The 1,306-nt window shown below is 63.1% G+C and carries 1 protein-coding gene; it reads left to right on the forward strand.

Annotated features, from left to right (window positions below; genetic code table 11):
- The first annotated feature begins 6 nt into the window (after window positions 1-6).
- Window positions 7-1,038 carry an IS110 family transposase gene (locus tag IVA95_RS11680; RefSeq protein WP_247510610.1) on the forward strand — a complete coding sequence of 344 codons (1,032 nt, stop codon included), beginning with the start codon at window positions 7-9 and terminating at the stop codon, window positions 1,036-1,038.
- Window positions 1,039-1,306: the final 268 nt, after the last annotated feature.

Below are 1,306 nucleotides of genomic sequence, written 5' to 3' on the forward strand. Positions count from 1 at the left end.
CCGTCCATGACGAAGATTAGCACGATTGGGTTGGATCTGGCTAAGAACGTGTTTCAGGTTCACGGGATTGATGCATCGGGAAGGGTTGTGCTGAGGCGGCAGCTCAGGCGGGCTGCCGTAGAGAAGTTCTTTGCGGGGTTGCCGCCGTGCCTGGTTGGCATGGAGGCTTGCGGGAGCGCACATCATTGGGCCCGGGTGATCAGGCGCTATGGCCATGAGGTGCGACTGATGCCGCCGGCCTATGTGAAGCCCTACGTCAAGCGCAACAAGAACGACGGCCGGGATGCGGAAGGTGTCTGCGAGGCAGTGGGCCGGCCGACGATGCGCTTTGTTCCGGTGAAGAGCGTCGAGCAACAGGCCACGCTGGCGGTTCATGGCACACGTGCCTTGCTGGTTCGCCAGCGGACGATGGTGGCAAACGCCTTGCGGGCAGCGCTGAGCGAGCTCGGGATCGTGGCCGCGCAAGGACATCAGGGGCTGTGTGAGCTGATGGCCAAGCTTGAGGAGCCGAGCGAAGAGATTCCGGAGATGATGCGATGTGCTCTGTTGATGCTGGCGCAGCACTGGCAGGCGCTCAATGCCGATGAACGCGTGCTTGAACGGCAGATCGCGAAGGCTGCCAGATGCGATCGGGACGCGCGCCGGCTGATGGAAGTCCCAGGCGTCGGCCCGATCATCGCCAGTACGGTGTTGGCCAAAGTGCCCGATGCGAAGGTGTTTCGCTCCGGTCGGGACTTCGCCGCCTGGATCGGGCTCACCGGCAAGGACCACGGTACTGGCGGCAAGCATCGCCCAGGGCGTATCTCCAAACAGGGAGATCGTATGTTGCGCGCGCTGCTGATCAGCGGAGCCAGCGCCCATCTGCGGCAGCAAAAGAGGCGCGGCGTCAGCGACCCGTGGCTGCGCGATCTTTTGGCGCGGCGGCCTTACAAGGTCGCCATGGTGGCGTTCGCCGCTAAAGCCGCGCGCATCCTCTGGGCCATGCTGAGCAAAGGAGAAGTTTACCGAGACCGCGCGAGCGCGCCGGCTGCTGCCTAGTTGAAGGGCGACAGCCGCCGCGCTCGCGCTCATCCCTATCGGAAGGGCAATTAAGGTGTGATGGCAAATGGTCAGGAAACCAGGATCGAAACACTCCGACACGTCATCGCGCGTCACAGCGCGCCGCAATGATTGGAATTCGATCCGCGATCTCCATCAGGGCCCGCGGTCAATGGCCGCTTCTCGAGGCCGTATACATGACCGCTCCCCGATCCGTTGCCGAAGCACCAAAAAGCCCTTGCCGAGAGGGGGCCGTCCATACATGACG

Source organism: Bradyrhizobium sp. 157 (assembly GCF_023073815.1).
Classification (GTDB): domain Bacteria; phylum Pseudomonadota; class Alphaproteobacteria; order Rhizobiales; family Xanthobacteraceae; genus Bradyrhizobium.

What these genes read in the sequence shown, in the direction of transcription:
- IVA95_RS11680 (WP_247510610.1), top strand. Translation starts at nt 7, where the DNA reads ATGACGAAGATTAGCACGATTGGGTTGGATCTGGCTAAGAACGTGTTT.